Origin of the sequence: Roseovarius albus, assembly GCF_900172335.1 — a bacterium.
Lineage (GTDB): Bacteria > Pseudomonadota > Alphaproteobacteria > Rhodobacterales > Rhodobacteraceae > Roseovarius > Roseovarius albus.
Window position 1 is genome coordinate 404,385 of the sequence record NZ_FWFX01000001.1, and the last position, 20,829, is coordinate 425,213.

General features: G+C 53.4%; 19 protein-coding genes. 11 read left to right on the forward strand and 8 right to left on the reverse strand.

Annotated features, from left to right (window positions below; translation table 11 throughout):
• The first annotated feature begins 70 nt into the window (after positions 1-70).
• From ROA7450_RS01940 to ROA7450_RS20705, 5 genes are all read left to right on the forward strand, one after another.
• Positions 71-1,288 carry an N-acetylmuramoyl-L-alanine amidase gene (locus tag ROA7450_RS01940; RefSeq protein WP_085803970.1) on the forward strand — a complete coding sequence of 406 codons (1,218 nt, stop codon included), beginning with the start codon at positions 71-73 and terminating at the stop codon, positions 1,286-1,288.
• 107 nt (positions 1,289-1,395) lie between these two features.
• Positions 1,396-3,912 (forward strand): penicillin-binding protein 1A, encoded by a 2,517-nt coding sequence (locus ROA7450_RS01945; RefSeq protein ID WP_085803971.1) that lies wholly within the window; start codon positions 1,396-1,398, stop codon positions 3,910-3,912.
• Between the two features lie 99 nt (positions 3,913-4,011).
• On the forward strand, positions 4,012-5,136 hold the full coding sequence (gene prfB, locus ROA7450_RS01950) for a peptide chain release factor 2 (RefSeq protein WP_085803972.1): 1,125 nt from the start codon (positions 4,012-4,014) through the stop codon (positions 5,134-5,136).
• 62 nt (positions 5,137-5,198) lie between these two features.
• Positions 5,199-5,990: a DUF2189 domain-containing protein gene (locus ROA7450_RS01955; protein WP_085803973.1), complete on the forward strand. Its 792-nt coding sequence runs from the start codon at positions 5,199-5,201 to the stop codon at positions 5,988-5,990.
• A gap of 428 nt (positions 5,991-6,418) precedes the next feature.
• A complete protein-coding gene (locus ROA7450_RS20705; RefSeq protein WP_143534318.1) occupies positions 6,419-6,631 on the forward strand; it encodes a hypothetical protein in 213 nt (70 codons plus the stop codon).
• 37 nt (positions 6,632-6,668) lie between these two features.
• Here the strand turns inward: ROA7450_RS20705 and mazG are convergent, their stop codons facing one another.
• On the reverse strand, positions 6,669-7,502 hold the full coding sequence (gene mazG, locus ROA7450_RS01960; RefSeq protein ID WP_085803974.1) for a nucleoside triphosphate pyrophosphohydrolase: 834 nt from the start codon (positions 7,500-7,502) through the stop codon (positions 6,669-6,671).
• A gap of 64 nt (positions 7,503-7,566) precedes the next feature.
• Between mazG and ROA7450_RS01965 the strand changes: the two genes are divergently transcribed.
• The 3 genes from ROA7450_RS01965 (at position 7,567) to ROA7450_RS21500 (ending at position 10,157) form a co-directional block, all read left to right on the forward strand.
• Positions 7,567-8,742 (forward strand): M20 aminoacylase family protein, encoded by a 1,176-nt coding sequence (locus ROA7450_RS01965; RefSeq protein WP_085803975.1) that lies wholly within the window; start codon positions 7,567-7,569, stop codon positions 8,740-8,742.
• Between the two features lie 24 nt (positions 8,743-8,766).
• Positions 8,767-9,741, forward strand: coding sequence for an agmatinase (gene speB / locus ROA7450_RS01970; RefSeq protein WP_085803976.1), 975 nt, complete (start codon positions 8,767-8,769; stop codon positions 9,739-9,741).
• A 137-nt stretch (positions 9,742-9,878) separates the two neighbouring features.
• Positions 9,879-10,157, forward strand: coding sequence for a DUF1499 domain-containing protein (locus tag ROA7450_RS21500; protein WP_370738197.1), 279 nt, complete (start codon positions 9,879-9,881; stop codon positions 10,155-10,157).
• Here ROA7450_RS21500 and ROA7450_RS01980 read toward each other — a convergent pair.
• Positions 10,092-10,376 carry a hypothetical protein gene (locus tag ROA7450_RS01980; RefSeq protein WP_085803978.1) on the reverse strand — a complete coding sequence of 95 codons (285 nt, stop codon included), beginning with the start codon at positions 10,374-10,376 and terminating at the stop codon, positions 10,092-10,094. The genes ROA7450_RS21500 and ROA7450_RS01980 overlap by 66 nt on opposite strands.
• Before the next feature lie 62 nt (positions 10,377-10,438).
• Here ROA7450_RS01980 and prfA point away from each other — a divergent pair, with 62 nt between their 5' ends.
• The 3 genes from prfA (at position 10,439) to ROA7450_RS01995 (ending at position 13,135) form a co-directional block, all read left to right on the forward strand.
• Positions 10,439-11,485 (forward strand): peptide chain release factor 1, encoded by a 1,047-nt coding sequence (prfA, locus tag ROA7450_RS01985; RefSeq protein ID WP_085803979.1) that lies wholly within the window; start codon positions 10,439-10,441, stop codon positions 11,483-11,485.
• Positions 11,482-12,309, forward strand: a complete 828-nt coding sequence (gene prmC, locus ROA7450_RS01990) for a peptide chain release factor N(5)-glutamine methyltransferase (RefSeq protein WP_085803980.1) — start codon at positions 11,482-11,484, stop codon at positions 12,307-12,309. The genes prfA and prmC overlap by 4 nt, the downstream gene beginning before the upstream one ends.
• A gap of 247 nt (positions 12,310-12,556) precedes the next feature.
• Entirely contained in the window at positions 12,557-13,135 is a 579-nt protein-coding gene (locus ROA7450_RS01995) for a DUF4167 domain-containing protein (protein ID WP_085803981.1), read from the forward strand.
• 72 nt (positions 13,136-13,207) lie between these two features.
• On the opposite strand, the gene rsmA is transcribed toward ROA7450_RS01995, so the two are convergent.
• From rsmA to lptF, 6 genes are read right to left on the reverse strand one after another with little or no spacing between them, the layout of a single operon-like run.
• Positions 13,208-14,047, reverse strand: a complete 840-nt coding sequence (rsmA, locus tag ROA7450_RS02000) for a 16S rRNA (adenine(1518)-N(6)/adenine(1519)-N(6))-dimethyltransferase RsmA (RefSeq protein ID WP_085803982.1) — start codon at positions 14,045-14,047, stop codon at positions 13,208-13,210.
• Positions 14,044-15,015, reverse strand: coding sequence for a 4-hydroxythreonine-4-phosphate dehydrogenase PdxA (pdxA, locus tag ROA7450_RS02005; RefSeq protein ID WP_085803983.1), 972 nt, complete (start codon positions 15,013-15,015; stop codon positions 14,044-14,046). Before pdxA ends, rsmA begins: the two co-directional genes overlap by 4 nt.
• Positions 15,012-16,259, reverse strand: coding sequence for a peptidylprolyl isomerase (locus ROA7450_RS02010; RefSeq protein ID WP_085803984.1), 1,248 nt, complete (start codon positions 16,257-16,259; stop codon positions 15,012-15,014). The genes pdxA and ROA7450_RS02010 overlap by 4 nt, the downstream gene beginning before the upstream one ends.
• A gap of 5 nt (positions 16,260-16,264) precedes the next feature.
• On the reverse strand, positions 16,265-18,478 hold the full coding sequence (locus ROA7450_RS02015) for an LPS-assembly protein LptD (protein WP_085803985.1): 2,214 nt from the start codon (positions 18,476-18,478) through the stop codon (positions 16,265-16,267).
• Positions 18,475-19,566, reverse strand: coding sequence for an LPS export ABC transporter permease LptG (gene lptG / locus ROA7450_RS02020; protein WP_085803986.1), 1,092 nt, complete (start codon positions 19,564-19,566; stop codon positions 18,475-18,477). The genes ROA7450_RS02015 and lptG overlap by 4 nt, the downstream gene beginning before the upstream one ends.
• Positions 19,563-20,681: an LPS export ABC transporter permease LptF gene (gene lptF, locus ROA7450_RS02025; RefSeq protein ID WP_085803987.1), complete on the reverse strand. Its 1,119-nt coding sequence runs from the start codon at positions 20,679-20,681 to the stop codon at positions 19,563-19,565. The genes lptG and lptF overlap by 4 nt, the downstream gene beginning before the upstream one ends.
• Positions 20,682-20,829 lie beyond the last annotated feature (148 nt).

Sequence of the window (20,829 nt, forward strand, 5' to 3'; positions counted from 1 at the left end):
TAGCAGTGTTCATTGAGCCGTGCATGATGTAGTTTGCGCCCAAGACCGAAAAGAACGGCGGAAGAGCAGAATGATCAGGATAATTCTGGCATGTATATTGTGGTGCAGCGCCTTTGTTGCCAACGCGCAAGACTTCAGCGGCCTTGCCCGTCTGCAGGGTGAAAATAATGCATTTACAGATAAGCGCGGTGGGGTGCAGTTGGATCTGACGTTGACGCAGGGCGTGCCGTGGCGCGTGTTTACGTTGGACAATCCGCCGCGCTTGGTCGTTGATTTCCGCGAGATCGATTGGCAGGGGGTTGAACCTGAGGCGCTTGATCAAAGTGATCGAGTGACATCCGTGCGCGTCGGTGGCTTCAAACCCGGGTGGTCACGTATGATCGCCAACCTAGCTGGGCCGTATGGTCTTGAAACGGCTTCCTTGTCGATTGATGATCTGGACCAGACGGCGCAGCTTGAAGTTATTCTGGCGGAAACCTCGGCTGAGGACTTCAGGGCAAACAGTGGATCGCCCAAAACCCCGGGGTGGGAACAAGAGAACGCGTCTAATGTGACCGCGACCAAACAAAAGCCACGCGACAATGATCCTATGCGGATTGTCATTGACCCTGGGCATGGTGGCCTCGATCCCGGCGCGGAAAAGAACGGATCTTTTGAAAAAGATCTGATGCTGGCCTTTGCCAAAGACCTGAAAGAAGCACTGGTCCGCACTGGTGAGTTCGAAGTGTATCTAACACGCGATGACGACAGATTTGTATCGTTGGAGCGACGCGTTGCGATTGCCCATCAGGTGAACGCCGAGGTGTTTTTGTCAGTGCATGCGGATGCCTTGCGTGAAGGCCAAGCGCGCGGTGCGACGGTTTACACCTTGTCCAAAAGTGCCTCTGACAAGGCCAGCGCCGCCTTGGTCGAGCGTCATAATCGGGCTGATATGTTGGCAGGTGTGGACCTGACCGATGCAGATGACGTTGTCGCCGACGTGTTGATTGATCTGGCGCGGTTGGAAACGCAGCCACGTACGCAGAGTCTTGCGGGTATTTTACACGCACAGCTGCGGAAAAAATCTTTGCCATTGCATCCCCGACCTGTTCGTCAAGCTGGGTTCTCGGTTCTGAAGTCCCCCGACATCCCGTCGATTTTGCTGGAGTTGGGTTTTTTGTCGAACCAGCGGGATTTTGAAAACATTTCAAACCCGGAATGGCGGGCGACGATGGTTGATGCGGTGCGCGATGCTTTGGTGCAGTGGCGTGCAGTCGATGCTGTTGCCGTAGATCTGTTGCGTCAGTGATCTACTGCGCTATCGCAAGTTCGTTTCGGGCAAAAAGTGGCCTGTGTATCTTTGACGTGGGACCAATTGGTGCCTATATCAGAAGCTTAATGTAACTGGGGTTTACTGTGCTCAGACCTATCCTGTCTTTTTTCGGAACATTCTTCACCCTGATCACCCTTGGGGTGATGGTTGTGGCGTTGAGTATTGGTGCGATTTTTCACATTTATGGCAAGGATCTTCCAAGCCATGAGTCACTGGCGAACTATACACCACCCACTATCAGCCGGATCTATTCAGGCGAGGGGAAGATCATCGATGAATTCGCCCAGGAACGTCGACTGTTCACCCCGGCTGAAGATATTCCGGACATGGTCAAGCAGGCGTTCATTTCGGCTGAAGACAAGAACTTCTATCGCCATTCGGGCTATGACGCGCGGGGTATCGCAGCAGCGATCGTCGAAGCAGCAAAAAGCCGGGGCAAAGATGTACGCGGGGCATCAACCATCACTCAGCAGGTGATGAAAAACTTCCTGCTGAGCGGTGATCGAAGGATTGAGCGTAAAATTAAAGAGATCATTCTGGCGACCCGGATCGAAGAGACGTTGAATAAGGAAGATATTCTCGAGCTTTATATGAACGAGATTTTCCTCGGGCAAAACAGCTACGGCGTCACTGCCGCTGCCCAGACCTATTTCAACAAGACATTGACGGAGCTCGCGCCGCATGAGGCAGCGTTCCTAGCCTCGATGCCGAAGGCGCCCAGCAACTATCATCCTGTTCGTGAAAAAGAGCGCCTGCTTGACCGGCGCAACTTTGTCCTGCGCGAGATGAAGGAAAATGGCTACATCACCGCAGACGAATATGAAACCGAAGTGGCCTTACCTTTGCGCTCGGTGCAGAATGGTGACTTTATCGCGTACCGGGCGACCCTGCCGCCACGGGATTACTTTACCGATGAAATTCGCCGCCAGCTTAGCGAAGACTTCGGTGAAGGAGAATTCTTCAGCGGTGGCCTGAATGTTCGCGCGACAATTGATCCGCAGATGCAGGTGATCGGCTCGGCAGCTTTGCGCCGCCAATTGGAGAAATACGACCGTGGCCGTGGTGGCTGGCGCGGGACCGGGAAAACCCTTCCCGCAGAAGTTCTGGCTGATGAATCTAGTTGGCGCGAGGCGCTGGCGAATGTCGAAGTCGCGCGCGATGTCGATCTTGATGGCAAATGGTATCCGGCTGTCGTGCTTGAGATACAAGATCAGCAGATGAAGCTTGGGATAGAAGATGTCGAGAGCACTGAGGCTGAGCCATCCGTAATACCACGTGACGACATCGGTTGGTTGCCCAAGGATTTCCAAAACACGTTCAAAGTTGGCGATGTCGTGCATGTGCGCCGCATGACTTCAGACGAAGATGGATCATTCGTTCGCTGGACTTTACGGCAGGTGCCACAGGTGCAGGGTGGATTCGTTGCGATGGACGTCAACTCTGGCCGTGTCATCACCATGCAGGGCGGTTTTAGCTACCAGAACTCAGTGTTTAACCGCGCGACGCAAGCCAAGCGTCAACCAGGCTCCAGTTTTAAACCGTTTGTATATGCGTCGGCGCTGGATAGCGGCTATTCTCCTGCGACCATCGTGGTTGATGCTCCGATTGAGATCAACACGCCTCAGGGGCTGTGGCGGCCGAAAAACTCGTCCAACAAATTCTATGGCCCAACGCCGTTGCGCACAGGGATTGAACGCTCAAGAAACCTTATGACCATTCGTCTCGCGCAAGAGGTCGGCATGGATGTGGTTGCAGGCTATGCAGAACGCTTTGGGGTTTATGACCATATGGGGTCATATCTGGCCAACTCATTGGGGTCCGAAGAAACGACACTCTACAAGATGGTTGCAGCTTACGCGATGTTTGCCAACGGTGGGGAACGCGTGGAACCGACGCTGGTGGACCGGGTGCAAGACCGCTATGGCAAGACAGTTTACGCGCACGACCCGCGTGAATGTGTCGACTGTAGCGACCCCAATATCCCAAGCCACCGCAGCCCGAAAATCGTCTCTGATCGTGAGCGGGTGATGGATGCGATCACCGCGTATCAGCTGACATCGATGATGAAAGGGGTCGTTGATCGCGGCACAGCCTCGCGTGCAATCGACCTGCCGGTCCCAGTTGCGGGTAAAACCGGAACCACCAACGAGGCTCGCGATGTCTGGTTCATTGGCTTTACCAGCAACATCGTTGCCGGTTGTTATATTGGTTATGACCAGCCACGGCCGATGGGGCGGAGCGCATATGGCTCCTCGATGTGTGGCCCGGTGTTCCAGGAGTTCATGACCGAAGCTGTCGCCAAATTTGGCGGAACCGACTTTGCCATCCCGCCCGGTGGACATTTCATCAACATTGACCGGTTCTCTGGCGCACGCCTGCCGGATGACGCTACGGGAGATTACGTTGTGGCGGAGTATTTCCGCGATGGTGAAGATACAATCTTTGGCTATATCTTTGATGGTGGCTTTGCCATGGGCGATGACCTAGATCTCTATCAGGCGGGCGAAACGGTACAGGAAGTCACCACATCAACCGGGCAAAAGGCCAAGGTTGGCAGGAAGGCCACCTTTGGTTCAATAAGCTCCGGCGGGCTCTACTAAGATTTTTCGACGCGTTTTCACGGATATCATCCCGCTTGTCTTGTCGGGGCCGCGATGCTGGGTTATCACCCGCATCTGAGATGAGCAGGGAGCAGCGGGATGCGCGCGGAAATCCAATCAGACGTGGCTGAGATCGAAAATTCACTGGAGCTTTTGCGTCAGCGGATGGATTGGGAAACAGCCCAGCACCGGATGGAAGAATTCAACGCGCGTGTCGAAGACCCGAACCTTTGGGATGATCCCGCCAAGGCGCAAAAACTGATGCGCGACCGTCAGGCGTTGGTTGATGCGCTGGCGACGCACGACGGAATCAAGCAGGATCTTTCGGACAATATTGAGTTGATTGAGCTGGGTGAGATGGAGGACGACGCAGAGGTCGTTTCTGACGCGGAATCTGCCCTTAAGGTGCTGAAAGAAAAAGCCGCCTCCAAGGAGCTCGAAGCGCTCTTGAACGGTGAGGCGGACGCCAACGATACCTTCCTAGAGATCAACGCCGGGGCAGGGGGCACAGAGTCCTGCGACTGGGCCTCGATGCTGGCGCGGATGTATGTGCGTTGGGCAGAAAAGCGCGGCTACAGTGTTGAATTGCAATCGGAAAGCGCGGGCGACGAAGCAGGGATCAAATCTGCCGCCTACAAAATCTCTGGGCACAACGCCTATGGTTGGCTGAAATCAGAAAGCGGCGTACACCGTCTGGTGCGGATCTCACCGTTCGATTCAGCCGCCAAGCGTCATACGTCGTTCTGCTCTGTCTGGGTCTATCCCGTGGTAGATGATGATATCGAGGTCGAAGTAAACCCAGCTGACATCCGCATTGATACCTATCGCAGCTCAGGCGCGGGTGGTCAGCACGTTAATACCACCGACTCGGCCGTGCGGATCACGCACCACCCGACTGGGATTGTTGTGACCAGTTCAGAAAAGTCCCAGCACCAGAACCGCGATATCGCGATGAAAGCGCTGAAATCGCGCCTTTATCAGATGGAGTTGGATCGCCGCAATGAGGCCATAAACGAAGCGCATGAAGCCAAGGGTGATGCGGGATGGGGCAACCAGATCAGGTCTTATGTTCTGCAACCCTACCAAATGGTTAAGGATTTGCGAACCAACGTCGAAACCTCGGATACCAAAGGGGTTCTTGACGGCGATCTGGATCAATTCATGGCCGCCACTTTGGCGATGAATGTCAGCGGCAAATCCCGCGCAGAAGCGCAGGGCGAGTAAATTCTCTCTAAACGCTTGATAAGATTGACATTGACGGTAAGCTGCTGCCAAAGGAGAGCGGCATGCCGGATCAAAAACCTCTTGGCCTTCCTGAATTCAGGCCAGTAACCGTTTCTATGCTGGGGCATGCCTTGCAAAAAGGCTGGTCTGATTTGCGCTATGCGCCGGGCTACGCCATAGTGTTTTCTGCGTTCTATGTGGTTTTTGGCTGGATCCTGGCGTGGATTACAATTTGGACCGGTCAAAGCTATTGGCTGGTATTCGCTGCAGTCGGATTTCCATTGATCGGACCCTTTGCCGCGGTAGGGCTATATGAGGTCAGCCACAGATTGGAAATGGGACAGCCGCTAATATCATCTGAAATTTTCGGAGTGATCGCGCAACAAAGGCGACGCCAGCTGCCATCGATCTGTGTCATCATTTTAATGGTATTCCTGTTCTGGTTCTTCTTGGCCCATATGATTTTTGCACTGTTCTTGGGTCTGTCAACAATGACAAATGTGTCCTCCTCTTTTGAAATCTACTCGACTGCGGAGGGGATGAGCATGCTTGGGGTCGGAACCTTGGTGGGCGGTGTCTTTGCGCTGTTGATCTATATGATTACAGTTGTTTCCTTACCACTCTTGTTGGACAGGGAGGTGGATTTTGTCACAGCGATGATTGCCAGTTTCCAAGTCGTCCTGAAGAATCCGGTGCCAATGCTTATGTGGGCAGCAATAATTGCTGCTCTGACATTTCTTGCGATGCTGCCAGCCTTCTTAGGTCTGTTTATCGTACTCCCATTAATGGGGCACGCGACATGGCATTTGTACCGCTTAATTGCAGTTGCGAAAACAGATCGCAACCAAATTTGAGACGACTTTAACCATCGATCATAAATGAGAAGAACATATTCGTGGCGCACACGAGCGAATCTGTTTCGTAAATTTTCGCTTGGCACGGAATGTTGTCAGTTGAATTATTTGTTAACTCAACCCGATAGGGTTGATTGTGGTTCCTTAGGGTAAACAATCGTGAGCCAATGTATGAAATTGTATATGATTTTAAGCAATTGTGACGCAAATAAGGCAAAAATGTTTATTTTGTGTCATTTTGTGGATAGGCTTTTACATGCTGAGTGGGATGTAACGAGTGCCTTTGGGGGGAGTAAATGTTGAGAGAGAGTGTCAGTTATACCAAGCCATCCGGTCGATCGCTTGTTGTGTACGGTTCTGGTAAAAATATGTTGAAGGCCGCAAAGCGGAACAGAGAGAAAGCTCTTTTGTACATCTCTCGGTACTGCGTGAGGGTTTCAGACCGTCGTCGCAATATCCGCGAGATCTGGTCCGAGCGGCCTCCCTCCCTTGGGGATCTGGTGAAAATGGTTGGTGAAGAAAACCGCCTGATCGCAATTTCGCGTGAACATCGGTCCCTGCGTGAATTGGCGAAAGCGATCCCGTTTTATGCGGATGAGGAAGAACAGCCTTTGATGTCACATACGGGACGCGCCATCTAACGCGAAGGTGCAGAAAATTTTAGTGAGTATGACCCCGTCAGGCAGATTGTGCCTGCGGGGTTTTTTCTTCGGCCTTTGCCTGATCCCAAAGAGCATCCATTTCTTCGAGATCTGAGTCATGTGGCGCTTTCCCGGATTGCGCCAGCAAAGCTTCGATCCTTTCAAACCGTCTGGTAAACTTGGCGTTGGCCCGGCGTAGGGCAGATTCTGGATCGATGTTCATATGCCGTGCTAAATTGGCCATGACAAAAAGCAAGTCGCCGAATTCTTCTTCAACATGATCAGGCGTACTATTCGCTGAGGCGTCTTTCAACTCGGCAACTTCCTCGGCAATCTTATCCAGAACCTGAGTGGTTTCTGGCCAGTCAAATCCCACACGCGCAGCGCGCTTTTGCAACTTTACCGCGCGCAGTAGTGCCGGCAGGCCAACAGCCACCCCATCTAATACGCCGTTCTGTGCTTGGGCAGCGCGTTCGGCTGCCTTGATGGCCTCCCAGTCCTTGGTTTGTTGCTCGGCGGACTTGTTTCTGTTCTCATCTCCAAACACATGCGGGTGGCGGGCAACCATTTTGTCGGAGATACCATTTACGATCTCGTCAAAGGCAAACAAGCCTTTGTCCTGAGCGATCTGAGCATGAAAAACAGTTTGCAGCAGCAGATCTCCAAGTTCGGATTTCAATTCGCTCCATTCTTGGCGTTCGATGGCATCCGCGACTTCATAGGCCTCTTCAATGGTGTAGGGCGCGATGGTCGCAAAATCCTGTTCAATATCCCATGGGCAGCCAGATTCGGGGTCACGCAACTTGCGCATGATTTCCAGTAAGCGCGGCATTCCGCCGATAGGATCATGAATCAAAGGGTTGTCAGCCATCGCAATTTATCCTTCTGTACCTATCTGTGAAAGGTGACGGTCAATTGAGTAGGAGTCCAGTGATATGGCGGTGTTAAACAGAATTGCGGGGTTTGCTGATGAAATGGCGACTTGGCGGAGACATCTGCATCAAAACCCGGAGCTAGGGTTTGATTGCTATGAAACTGCGGCCTTCGTTGTGGAGCAACTCCGTTCCTTTGGTGTGGATCACATCGAGGAAGGCATCGCCCAAACGGGCGTGGTCGCCGTGATTAATGGACAGGGTGACGGCCCCGTCATTGGGCTGCGCGCAGACATGGATGCGTTGCCGATTGAGGAGAGCAGCGGTGTTGACTGGTCATCAACGGTGCAGGGCAAGATGCACGCCTGTGGCCACGATGGGCATACAACCATGCTTTTGGGGGCTGCAAAATACTTGGCTGAGACACGAAACTTCTCAGGTAAGGTTGCATTGGTTTTTCAACCTGCGGAAGAGGGGCCCGGGGGCGGAAAGGTGATGGTCGAAGAGGGGATACTAGAGCGATATAACGTCGATCAGGTTTATGCTTTGCATACCATGCCGGGCATTGAACCGGGCGGATTCCATACCGTTGCCGGCCCAGTGATGGCGGCGGTTGACACGTTCCATATCGATATACAAGGCACAGGTGGACACGGTGCATATCCGCATGAAACTTGCGACCCGGTTATCGCTGCGGCGAGTATGGTGCAGGCCATTCAGAGTATTGTCAGTCGTAACCATTATGCCCGCGATGAATTGGTGGTGTCTGTCACACAAATTCACACAGGCAGCGCAGAAAACATCATCCCGGACAAAGCCTATATCAATGGAACGATCCGCACATTTGACAAAAAGGTGCAGGACATGGTCTGGCGCCGCCTTGAGGGTCTCGTGGCGGGACAGGCGGCCTCTTATGACGTGGAAGCTGAATTGACCATCGAGCGCGGCTATCCTGCGACCGTGAATGATGCCGAAAAAATGGAGTTTGCGGCTGAGATTGCCCGCGAAATATCGGGTGTGGATCAGGTCAAAACGGATCGCGCACCCGAAATGGGGGCCGAGGACTTCTCTTTCATGCTTGAGCAACGCCCCGGAGCCTATCTCTTTTTGGGCCAAGGGGAAGGACCAGCGCTGCACCATCCGGGATTTGACTTTAACGATGACGTAGCGCCAGTGGGGGCGTCTTTTTTTGCAAGACTAGTAGAACGAGCGCAGCCTTTAGGGTATGAGATAATTTGATCAAATTTCGAATCTGAGGGTAGCATGGGACTGGAAGACGCGAAAAATCAGGTGGACCACGCCTTTACTCGCAAGGATAAACGTGGGTTAAGTTTTGAAAATACCTTTAGCGGTGCCACTTCATTTCTACGCAGGCGATATACGAAGGATCTAACCGGCGTTGACTTGGCGGTGACGGGGGTACCATTCGACCAGTCTGTGACAAATCGGACCGGCACACGATTGGGACCGCGCGCAATACGCGAAGCAAGTGCCTTACAGAGCCCGGATGCGCCCTATGGCTGGGGCTACGATCCGTTGGGAAAATTCAGTATCGTCGACTACGGTGATGTAGCATTCGATTACGCCATGGTGAGCGATTTTCCAGATGTTCTAACCGATCATATTAGTGGAATTTTGGATGCGGGAGCCGGCAGTATTTGCTTGGGTGGTGACCACTCTATCACCTTACCGATTCTGAGGGCCTATGCCGAAAAATTCGGGGCTCCGTTGTCAGTTTTGCAGTTCGATGCCCATACGGATACTTGGCAAGATGATAATATGGCTCGTATCGACCACGGTACTTTCATGTACAAAGCCGTGAAACTTGGTCTGGTTGACCCAACCCGCTCAGTTCAGGTGGGGATTCGTACTGACAATCCGGATACAATGGGCTTCAACATTATTGACGCGCGCGAAGTCCATGAGCGCGGACCAATTGAAGCGGTTAAAAAAATCAAAGAGATTCTCGGAGATCACCAGACCTATGTCACCTTTGACATTGATGGTCTCGATCCCGCCTATGCGCCCGGCACCGGCACACCTGTCTGGGGTGGTCTGACCAGTGCACAGGCCGCGATCATGCTTCGTGATCTAGCGGGCATCAACATGGTGGGCGGTGATATTGTCGAAGTTTCACCTCCGTTTGACACAACAGGCGCCACAGCAATTGCCGGGGCCCATGTCGCAACCGAGTTGATCTGTCTCTGGGGCTGGAACCAGCGTAATCGTAAAGCGTGATCATGAATTTTCTGCTTTGGGTCATAATAGGGGGCGTGCTGGCGTTCGGCCTGTACGTACGCCTTGCGCCCTCAGATCTGCAGAAGTGGCACAACCTGCCTGACAATATCGCCCATGTCGACATGCAAGGCGGTGCGATGCGGGTGGTAGAGGGGGGTGATAAAACTCAGTTGCAGCACTTCGATGAGATCGCCTTACAAGACCCAAGCACGCAAAGATTGGCAGGAAGTGTCGACGATGGCATGGTCACTTATGTTAGTCGGTCCAAGTTATGGGGATTTCCAGATTACACCACAGCGCGGCTCCGTGGTGGGAGACTTGAAATCTATGGCCGTTCGCGGTTTGGGCGCTCAGATTTTGCTGTCAACGCTACTCGCATCGATAATTGGCTGCGATTGCTGATCGAGCGAGGATGACAGGCACCCCTCCGAGATCTCACGCCACATCGGCACATTGAGCGACATCTGGCATTGCGCCATGAACATCCGGCCATCGACCTGCAGGCAGGTCATCTCACCCAATTCCAAGCGGCTGCCGTTCTTGTCGGTACAATAGCAATCGATGGTTTTGCCGTTGATGGAGACATCAGCTATCGCCGGGGTCGCGGCCAAGAGAAAGATCAAAAGCTGTTTCATAGGGTCAGTATACCACGCTAGGCGCCCTTGACCAAACCCTACGAATGAGAGACACGAACCATATGGTACCTCTAGACAGATTGATGGAAATTAACCGGCGCTTCGAGTTTCTCGAGGCGCAGATGGCCGAAGGCAGTGGCGATATCGCGCAGTTGGGCCGAGAGTACGCCGAATTGCGCCCGGTGGTGGACCAAATTCGCGCCTATCAAGAGGTCCTGGATGGGATCGAGGGGGCCAAGGCCCTGCTGGCCGACCCCGAGATGCAGGAATTGGCTGAGGAAGAACTCTCTGAGTTACAAAACAGCCTGCCGCAAATGGAGCAAGCACTGCAATTGGCGCTTCTGCCCAAGGACAAGGCAGATGCACGCCCTGCGATTGTTGAAATTCGTCCGGGAACGGGTGGGGAAGAGGCCGCTCTTTTTGCCGGCGATCTGCTGCGCATGTACCAGCGCTATGCCGAAGCACGGGGCTGGAATTTTGAAATTCTGGAAGAGAGCCAGACCGAACTGGGTGGTATCAAAGAGGTCGTCGCCCACGTAAAAGGCACAAATGTTTTTGCGCGACTAAAATATGAATCCGGTGTGCACCGTGTGCAGCGGGTTCCTGAAACGGAATCGGGTGGTCGTATTCACACGTCGGCTGCGACAGTTGCGGTGCTCCCTGAGGCCGAAGATGTCGATATTCATATTGATGCCAACGACTTGCGCATCGATACCATGCGCAGTTCCGGCGCGGGGGGGCAGCACGTAAATACCACGGATTCGGCTGTGAGGATCACCCACTTGCCGTCTGGCATCGTCGTGACCAGCTCTGAAAAATCACAGCATCGCAATCGCGAGATTGCGATGCAGGTTCTCAAAACCCGGCTGTATGATCTGGAGCGCCAGCGGATTGACAGCGAACGCTCGGCAGATCGCGCCAGTCAGGTGGGGTCTGGGGATCGGTCTGAACGCATTCGGACCTACAATTTCCCCCAAGGCCGGGTGAGCGATCACCGGATCAACCTAACACTTTATAAGTTGGATCAGGTGATGAACGGCGATCTGGATGAAACCATTGATGCGCTGACGGCAGACGCACAGGCTGCCTTGTTGGCAGATATGGAATGACTGTTCAAAACGCGCTTTTGCGCGGAATTGCGACGTTGAGAGAAGCTGGAATCGACGGCGCAAACCGGGATGCTCGGCGTTTGATGGCGGCTGCATTGGACGTGGCACCGGGGCGGCTCACCTTGCATTTGCATGGCGATCTTAGCACTGAGGCTGAGGCCCGTTTCATGGGGTACATCGACCGCCGGTCGAAATGTGTTCCTGTCTCTCATCTGGTGGGCGGGCGCGCGTTTTATGGGCGTTGGTTCACGGTTACTGGGGATGTGCTCGACCCACGTCCGGAAACCGAGACCTTGATCGAAACAGCTTTGGAATTCCCATTCGCCAGTGTTTTAGATTTGGGGACAGGAAGTGGAGCAATTGCCCTAACTTTGATGGCCGAACGACCAAATGCGCAAGCCGTTGCCACAGACATGTCGAGAGAGGCGTTAACGATCGCGCGTCAAAATGCCGAAAGCTTGGGCCTATCCGACCGCGTAAAATTCAAACACAGCGATTGGTATGCGGCCTTACATGAGACATATGATTTAATCGTTTCAAATCCGCCGTATATCGCACTTGACGAAATGGCAGAACTGTCACCGGAACTGTCCTATGAACCGCGAATGGCTCTTACAGATGAGGGCGATGGTTTAGTTGCGTATCGGGCCATCACAGAGCAGGCGGGTCGGCATCTTGTATCAGGCGGGCGATTGCTTGTCGAAATCGGATGGCAACAAGGTGCAGCGGTGGTCGAGCTCTTTATTCATGCGGGATTCGCAGAGGTCAATATTGTTCCAGATCTCGATGGAAGGGACCGCGTCGTGAGCGGATTTTGGCCATGAAATTCGTTAAATTACGCGATTTTTACCAATAAAAACATGTAAACTTTGAGAAAGTGACACTTTGCCCTTGTAAGCAAATGAGAGGCATGGTTATTGATTAGGTGTCTGGGTTGCGGACGATCTGATCGTTTTGTCCCACCAGATGTTAACTCAAGACATGTCAGTTTAGGGTTCTTATTCAACGCAGAGCGTTGCGAGCCCAAACTTAAACGACACAGATTTAAACAGAGCTGAACAGCCAGAGCACATGAGATCTTCCAAACCACGTTCGCGGAACAAACAAAACCGCAACCGTTCCATGGGTAATGTCACCAACCGGGTTTTTGATAGCTCGGGGCCTGAAGGCAAGGTGCGTGGCACGCCGCAGCAAATCATTGACAAGTATAACCAACTCGCTCGCGATGCGCAGTTGTCTGGCGACCGCGTTGCCACAGAAAACTTCCAGCAGCACGCGGAACATTATTTGCGTCTCTTGGGTTCGGCTCAGAAAGAACAGGAAGCCCGCCGAGAAGAGCAGGAGCGCCAGAATCGCGAACGTCAGGCCGAGCGGGATCGCGAACGCGCCAAGCGCCAGGAACGCGAGTCAGAAGAGGGTGCCACCGATGAGCAGCCTGATGTTATTCAGGATGCCTCGCCTGACCTGATGGATACACCACAGCCTGATGTTGTGGATATGCCTGTTGTAGATGGTGACAGCGGTCTGGTCGAAACGCCTGAGATGGCACCAGCGCCCAAGCCGAAGCGCCCGCGCAAACCGCGCAAAAAGCCCGAAGAAACGGCGCCTGCAGCGGGAGATAATTCAGAGCCACCGGAAGCGGCGGAGTAAGCTTAAGTCTGCGAGAACAATAAAGCCGCTCTTTAGAGCGGCTTTTTCATGCCGTGCGACTTGTGCTGCTTTTCAAGTGTTTAGGATTCTGGAGAGTGTACAAAACTGCTCAAGGTCTACCGTCTCGGCGCGATCTGTGGGCTTAATACCTGCAGCGATCAAACGGTCCTCGATATCAGGAGCCATGCCTTTGAGCGCTGCGCGCAACATCTTGCGGCGTTGATTGAACGCACGGGCGACCACAGTTTCCAATTGCTTTAGCTCAGCCGGGTAACGCGGTTCTGGCAAGGCATCCAAATGCACCACAGCGCTGGATACTTTGGGGGGAGGTGTAAAGGCGTCTGGCGGCAAGTGCATGGCGATCTTTGCGTCTGAGCGCCATGCAGCCAGAACAGCAAGCCTTCCGTAGGCTTTGGATCCGGGTTTGGCCACGATCCGTTCTGCCACTTCGCGCTGAAACATTAATGTCAGGCTTTGCCAGAAAGGCGGCCAGCTGGGCGGTGTGAGCCAGCGGATTAACAGCTCGGTCCCTACATTGTAGGGCAGGTTCGAGGCGACTCGGATTGGGGGCACCAACTGGTCACTGGGATCCAACTTAAGCGCATCCGCATTGATGACCATCAGTCGGTCGGGATAGGCTTCTGCGATTTCGTTGAGTGCTGGCAGGCAACGCGTATCTTTTTCCACGGCCAACACACGGCGCGCACCTTCGGCCAGCAAACCACGGGTCAGACCACCGGGGCCGGGTCCGATTTCAAGCACATCGCATTCTGAGAGGTCGCCCGCTTGGCGTGCGATTTTCGAGGTCAGGTTCAGATCAAGCAGAAAATTTTGTCCCAATGATTTCCGCGCACTCAGTTCGTGATCTGCAATCACTTGCCTGAGAGGGGGCAGGGTATCAATCTGGCTCATGCGTTGCGCCTTTTTGCTAGATCGGTTGCCATTTTCAGTGCCTCGATTGTGGAGGTCGGATTGGCGAGACCTTTGCCCGCGATGTCAAACGCAGTGCCGTGATCCGGGGAGGTCCGGATGAACGGCAGGCCCAATGTCACATTAACGCCGCGATCAAAATCGAGCGTCTTGATCGGGATCAAAGCCTGATCGTGATACATACATAAGGCGACATCATACCCAGCCCGAGCGCGGACATGAAACATGGTATCGGCAGAGGACGGCCCGACAATTTGCAGGCCTTCAGCCCGAAGGCGGTCTAGCACCGGGGTAATCAGGGTGATTTCTTCCTGCCCCATCTTTCCACCTTCTCCGGCATGCGGGTTCAGCCCGGCAACGGCAATACGTGGGTTCTCTAGGCCGAAATCGCGTTGCAAGGAGGCATGAGTGATGCGCAACGTTTCTTCCAGCAAAGATGCTGTCAGTCGCGAAGGGACGTCCTTGATTGCAATATGGATGGTCACTGGCACAACGCGGAGCTGGTCGCTGGCCAGCATCATGACGCTGCGCTCAACACCCGCCAGCGAGGCAAGGTATTCGGTGTGCCCGGGATAGGCAAAGCCAGCCCCATCCTGTAGCGCCTGCTTGTGTATCGGCGCTGTACAGAGCGCAGAGGCTTGCCCAGATTGCACCAGGTCAACACAACGGGCAATCACATCAATCACATGCTGAGCGTGATCTGGATTCGGGACACCAGCGGTCAGCGGGCCGTTAAAGCGATGCGCGAGTACAGGTAGCGCCTCACTCATAACCGCATGTGCCTGATCGGGCGTTTCAATTTCGCGAAATAGGGTTCCCTGAGGCAGGTGAGACGGATCACCTACCCAGAAGAAGGGCACGCGACTGTCGAGCTCTTCCCAAGCCTTCACTGCCAGTTCCGGGCCTATTCCAGCCGGTTCGCCGCAGCTGAGTGCGACCGGTGCCGTCATTTGAGATCAACGATCCGCGCTTCGGCGCGCAGTTGTTCCAGATATCCATCTGCAAAGGATTCCAGACGGGAACTGCGGATGAAACCGGTCAATTGTTCGGGCGAGGGGCCTTCGCCGTCGATTTTGAAGGTGCGCCCGCACATCATCAATAACACCAGTGTTTGCCCATTGGCACGTGTCAGGTTGGTCGAAACTTCGCCTTGGTCCAATTTGGCCAGTTCAACGGCAATGTCCTGTGGAATCTCTGCCGGAGCCTTGGTGCCACGTTCCAGAACCTCTGGAGGTTCATCCTTGGCAATGCCGTATAGGTCGTCGCAGACATCGATTTTGTTTTTGACCTGCTGCGCGCGTGCCAGAGCCTGCTCGCTCCGGCCGCCTGCGATGTAATAGGCGGCATACTCAATCGATTCCACTTCGCGCTTTGGCGTGCCGGTTTCCTCAATGTCCCGCAGTTGGAACAAAGCAATCGCACCATCGATGGGCAGAGGCTGTGTCACTTCACCGGGGGCAAGGCCAATAATTTCGGATCTGACAGCTGGGGGCAGATCTCCAATCGACATCCATTCCAACCGACCACCGCGGTCCCGGCTACCAGCCGCAGAAATCTCGCTGGCTTGTTGAGAAAAGGAAGAGGTGGATTCGAGTTCTGATATGTTCGCGGCCACTTGTTGCGCTTGTTCGGCGTTTTCGGGGGTCACTGGAATGATGATTTCTGACAGCAATACCCTCACGCTCGATCGGCCAGACAGGGACGCACGGGCACGGTCTAAATCTGTTTCGCTCACCGATACCCGGGGACCAAAGCGCGCCCTGACCAACTCGCGCCAAGTCACACCTACGCGTACAAATTCGCGGAGGCTGGACTCGTATACCCCCGCTTGCCCAAGCGTGTCGACAAATTGGGCCAGATCCATATTTGCGCGACCCGCAAATTCTTCCATTGCGACGGTAATATCAGCGTCTTCCAGTATTAAGCCACTCGACCGGGCTGCATCGAGTTTCAATCGATCCTCGATCAGCTGTTCACGCGCCAACTTGTTTGGATCGCCCGGCGCACGAAACAATGTCAGCAAACGCGCCCGTTGCTCCAGTTCATGACCTGTGATTGCTTGGTCATTGACCTTGATGACCGCAGAATACTGCCCTTGGGCGGCTGCGAAATTAGCAGGTGCAACTAAAGCAGTTGTTGCCAGAAGCATCGGCAGGCTGGCCGCCGCCAGAACGTTACGCAATTTTGCTTTCATGGTGTTTATTTCCTGCATGTCCGAGTGTAACTGTCGTCACCTGAATTAACTGAAAAACCGCGAATACCAACGGTTAGATCGATGTCAGTTGAAGGCTCGAGGGTGGACGTCGATGTAAAGCGACGTGACGCAGATAATTTGATATCGACGCACTCATTCGTATACTTCACACCCACACCTGCCCGAATACTTTCATCGTCAATGGCGTTATAGCGCCATTCTGCACTGCCGGTCCAGTGACGCGCTATCCGATAAGTGCCATCGATGGCCCATTCTGAAATATTCTCATCTCGATCTTCAGCCGGGTCTTCTTCAAGCCAAACATAGGTCAGGCCAACATTGACCAAATTGTTCTGCCAACTTAGCCGACCTTCAGCTTTTGGAACGAAATAGTTATCATCAATTAAGCCTCGAGCAGTGAGGGTCACGCCTCTGTTGTTGCGATACTGGCCAGATACAAGTATGTCTGAAAAACGATTTTGTAGGCCAGAGGTTTTGCTGAAACTGGTTTCGCCGTTTGGCTCGTAAAGCTGCGTTTCGCGTATGACCTGCCCCAAAGCAAAAGACGTTTGCCATCCTTTCGGATCGATCCTCGTCCAAGTTGCACCGTAACTTGCCGCAAACCCTCTCTCACGGCGATCTGGGGCCGCAAATCGCGAGAATGCAAATAGATTTCCCTCGTCAAATTCAGTAATGGTACTCTCGTCGTTGGGAACATCCGGATTGCTTCCACCAACCCACGCCAGTTGAACCAAAGGTTCCAAAATCTGCGTCGCACCGCCTTTCTCAGATTTAAGTAGGGGCCAGCTGAGTTTGACAGCCGCTTCAGGTGTGAGTTCGACTGCGTCTGACTGGCTGGTATCGCCGGCGTGTTCGATCAGAAAGGCGTCAAAGGCAAGCGCCACGCGGGTTTCTGCAAGGACACCGTTGCCAACAGTCAAATTATTGAGCCATTCTAGGTTGGTGGTTAGGCGGCTAACGTCACGTCCATCGGCGAAACTGTCGAAGTCCGCGCCATCCTCGGTGGAATCAGATGGACGGGTATGGCTGTGCGCCTGCGCGCTAAACCGAAGCTCGCCAGGCAGGGAAACCGGGAAAAATCTACGCTGATAGTCGGTGTCTAAGACAAAGTTAGGGACGAATGTATCGGCTTCATCCGCCCGAAGAGAGGTATAGTAGTTGATCCCCCCTCGGATATATTCGTCCCGACGCGCGCGCTCGATTCCGATCCCGCTGCGCAGGCGATCCTTGTCGGAATAGCCGTAGTCCAGCAGATAGTTGTCATCGGTCACGGCTTCGATATTGAATGTTAGCTTAAAATCATTCTTGAGGTTGAAGCGGCCCTGTCCAAAAATATAGGCTCGGTTTTGATCCAATTGACTAATGTCATCGTTGGAGTAAGCACCTTCGAACTCAATCCGCCCGTTTCGAAATGCCTGTCGATACCGCCACTCAAGCGTTCTGGTTTTATCGGTCAAGAATGGAGTCAGCGTCAGATCTTTGTCGTCGCCAAAGGGAATGAAATAGGGGGTGCGCACACCAGTCCCTAAAGTGGTGGAACTTGTGGCAGAGGGAAACAGAAAGCCTCGTGCGCGGTCAAGCGTTGGATCCGGCATCCGAAGACGCGGGAAGTAGAATACCGGCACATCCAGCACGCGAAATTGCGCGTCATGGAAATAGAGTTGGCGTTCTTCCTGATCGTGGATCAAGCGTTTCGCTCGGATTTGCCACAGGGGTGCTTTGCCATCTTCGCAAATCTTGCAAGACGTTGCTGACACCTTGTAGAGTTGTGCATAGCGCCCATTGATCCGGCGCATTTCGTTGGCCGCCAGTTGTAGCTGATCGTTCATGATAACGCGTGCGCCGGTCAGAAGACCACGGGTGAAGTCTCGGTCAAGCTCACCCGCATCTGCCAAAATAATTGTGCCACCGTCTTCCTGAAGCGTGATCGGTCCTTCCAGATGCAGACGCTCGGTTCTTTGATCGTAGGTGATGGATCGCGCCTTGAGCCGACGGCCCCCGTGAAAAGCTTCGACATTCCCGCTGGCGACAAGTGTGTCCTTATCGGTCAGAAATATTTCATCGGCCACCAAAACTGCAGCCTGCACTTGCGGGACGACTGCTTGGGCATCGTTACTTTGTGGGACGGTGTTCTCTTGAGCCAACGATGCGGATGTGCAGGCCAAAATGGCGGAAAACAGATAAGCGGCCTTTTTCATCCATCCTCCTTATGCAGCAATATGCCAAGTGCAAGGAGCAATGATGCAACGGGAGGAGCCCAAGCCGCTAGCATCACCGGAATCTGACCATTTTCGCCTAATATCTGCGCAAAATTCCGAATGTAGTGCAAAGTGAAGCCCAACATGATTGCGGACAATACCGAAACGCCTGTGTTGGCGAGACGCGTATGGCGCATCGTGTAAGCCGCCGCAATCATGACCAAGGCCATGAAGAACAACGGACGGGCGAGTTCCATTTGAAACCAAACAGCATAGCGGCGTGCAGTGAACCCGGCTTGCTCCAACTGATCGATAAAGGCTGGGAGCTCCCAGATTGGGATGTACTCGGGTTTGCCAAAACTATCCAAGATGCGTTCTTGCGTTAGCGGAGACGCCAATGTCATCCGTTCGACTAATTCGGAGCTTGCCTCAGGATTTGTGTCACGCTCAAGGTGCCAGATTTTAGCGTCATGCAAAATCCATTCACCGCGCCCTAATTGGGCAGATTTCGCATAAATGCGCTGAATTGGCTCGCCGGCTGGCGTGAAGGTCATGAATGTCGTATCATTCAAGGTGCCCAAGTCCGAGCTGGCGCTGACCGCGTGAATCACGGTTTGCTGGGATTCTGTACCCTGTCTGAGCCACAGCCCGTCGGCGGTGATGGCCAAGGCGCTGGACCCTGCGCCGTTGTATTTATTGACCAGATCATTGTAGCGCTTGGAAGAGGCTGCCACTAAGGGGTTGAAGACCAAAACTGAGACCACCCCAATGAGGGCAGCGGCTGTCACTGGTGCAGACAGCGCGCGCATTGCGGAGCGACCTGAGGCGCGCACCACGACCAATTCGGAGGAACGGGCCAGGCGCAAAAACAAAGCGACCGATGCAAGAATCAACACAAGCGGAAGAATTTCGTAATTGGCATGGGGTAAGTTCAGCAAGACAACTTCAAACACATCCCAAAATGGAAGGTCCGGGTAGTCCTGTAGCTCATCCACCAAGTCGACCAAGGCAAGAATGACAACGAAAACACCCATGATTCCAAGGAACGTCCACAGGAATTTGCGTGCAAAATAGAGGTGCAAAATCATGCGGGACCCCGAATGTTTTTACGTTTTAACAACCGCCTGAACAAGCCAGGATTAGAGGCGCAATATAGCAGCACGATTGTAATGCCCACACCAAAGAGGACCGGAAGATATATCAACCAAGTCATTGTCGGGCTTGAAAGTGCTGCGCCAGATACAGCGCCTTCGACCAATTTCACAGCGACAAGTAACAAGAACGCAGTTACGACCTGCCACCAGACACCAAAGCGGCTATAGGTTCCCAGCAATAAGGTAGCGAACCCAATCATCGCGGCAATGATGCAAAGTAGCGCCTGTTGAATACGGCTGTGCCCTTCGTAAAGCACGTGTTCAATGGGTGCGTGCGTGCGTTCTGCGACGTCGCTGGAAGACATGAAAATGTCACCCGTCGAAACGAATTCAAGGCGTTCATGGTTTTGTGGATTGCGCGAAACAAGGGTGCTGATGTCATAGGAGAAGTCATCGAAATGTGTGGCGAACAATCGATTGGCTTCACGATCATAGGTTTGTGATAACCCGGTGAGCATAACCAGCTTTGTGCCCTCTCCTTCAGGTACCAAATATGCCTTGGTCGAAGAATAGGTGACGGGTTCTTCTCTGTTACGTTGATCAGAAAGGAAGACATTTCGCAATTCCCCTTCAGGTGTTATCTCGCGGATGTAGAAGGTGATACCTTTCGCAGGGTGCAGAAATTCCCCTTCGGTCAGGAACTTAGCGGAAATACTTTGCGCGACTTCCGCCTGGCGCATGCGCAGCGTTTTCAAGCTGTTGGGGATCAGGAAGTGCGTGAGAATGGACATCATCACCGCCAAGATAAGACCATAGATCACAACTGGCCGCATCATTCGCCACGGAGAGTAACCCGTGGCCTGCATAACCGTTAGCTCGCTTTCCGTGCTCAGGCGGTTGGTTACGTAAACCGCGCCGGCAAAACCGGCGATGGGCAGTACAACTCCAATCACAGCAGGCAAAGTTAGTGCGGTGAATTCAAGGAAAACCCATGCAGGTTGACCATCACCGATCAACCGGTCGAACATTCTAACGGCTTTGTTGATCCAGAAAATTGACACCAGCACAAGGGCGAAAAATCCGAACAAAACCATGAATTGCGACAGCATGTATCTGTCGAATCTGGTCACGCGTTTCTCCCTTTGGTCTTGGTCTTGCGCTGCAACCTAGCGGAATTGATCGGGCAGGAAAACTGCTAACTGGTCAACTCGGCAAAGCCGCGCTAGGACTATGTGAATTCATATTTTCGGAGTCGCA